Below are 1,223 nucleotides of genomic sequence, written 5' to 3' on the forward strand. Positions count from 1 at the left end.
AACTGCGAGCTCAGTTGGCCTGTAAACTTGACGAAGTTCATCTAAGCAACACTCTGACAGTTCAACCACTGATTTTTCGTTTGAATCAAGCTGCTTGATCATCAATTTCACCTTAGGCATAACGCCCGCTTAAGGGGCAGACAACGCTACTGCCAACTTACCGCATAACACCGTAATCACAAAAACCAACGCATAGTAAAAATGCCACGCGTTGGCTGTCCCTCTTGAAGCGTTTGTTAGCAGCCAGTTTATGCATCTGGTTCTCTGTACTCGATTGACTCTGCGTCAAAATCTGTAACTGATTTAGTTTCAACACCCATTTTATAGACTGGATGTCCTTTGAACGTATAAAAAGGATTAGTATCTTTGCAATAGCGAATCTCGTCAAAGTCACTTTCGTTTAAAAATACATTGACTGTCGACCCTCCCACACGACGAATCGCAACTATTTTGCTCGCCGGATACATCTTATACACCTTGCCGTATATTTCTTGGTATGCGCCTAAGTAAGTTTCATTCGAAAGTTCAACTAAATAGTTTTTAGTTTCTCTATCAAATGCGACTACAGTCTCTTGACCTTTAGCCGGTGAGCCGATGGATATTTGGCTAACACCTCCACTTGTACCAATACGGTTAACAATCGTTGAAATTTCTTTAAAAATGGAACTAATGAATATGCGTTTGTTGGGGTCGTTTTCATTTTTTAGCTGTTGGATTACGTCACCTACGTAATAGCCAATAACTCCCGATATAACCCAATCTGCTACTTTTAACATAGCTTGTTGAGTATGTGGGTCAGCCAATATTGGAATTAGGGAGAAACCATCGGAGGCTCTTTTTCGCTGGCCAATTTGAAGAGATAAATGTTGCCTCTCTTCATTTGAAGGGAATGCACCTTTAACCAAACGGTCTTCCTGAGCTAAATACGCTTTATTTATAATTCGTTGAAAAGCAATTAAAGATTCGCCAAGATCATAAATACTGACTCCGCGTTTATCTAGATCATCACCAATAAAACGAATGGTAAAGAGCCCATTTTCATATTTTTCTCTTTCTTGCATCTGATACCCTTATACATAACTACCAGTATGGCTGCTAACGCCGCGTTAAGTGGTGAGCAACGCTACCACCTGACCTAAAACATGGTGCCGTAAACACTAAAGCTGAATTCAAACCGAAAATGCCAAGCGTTGGGAATCCGTCTTAAACGCTTTGTTAGAGTT

General features: G+C 40.6%; 1 protein-coding gene and 1 pseudogene. Both read right to left on the minus strand.

The window, feature by feature from the left end:
• Positions 1-102: pseudogene (locus tag FKN16_RS24755) on the minus strand (N-acetyltransferase); the annotation flags it as partial.
• 146 nt (positions 103-248) lie between these two features.
• The gene (locus tag FKN16_RS24230; RefSeq protein ID WP_170903734.1) at positions 249-1,061 is read right to left on the minus strand and encodes a hypothetical protein; all 813 of its coding nucleotides are present in this window, start codon (positions 1,059-1,061) and stop codon (positions 249-251) included.
• Positions 1,062-1,223 lie beyond the last annotated feature (162 nt).

It is taken from the genome of Vibrio sp. 11-4(1) (genome assembly GCF_013048625.1).
Classification (GTDB): domain Bacteria; phylum Pseudomonadota; class Gammaproteobacteria; order Enterobacterales; family Vibrionaceae; genus Vibrio; species Vibrio diabolicus.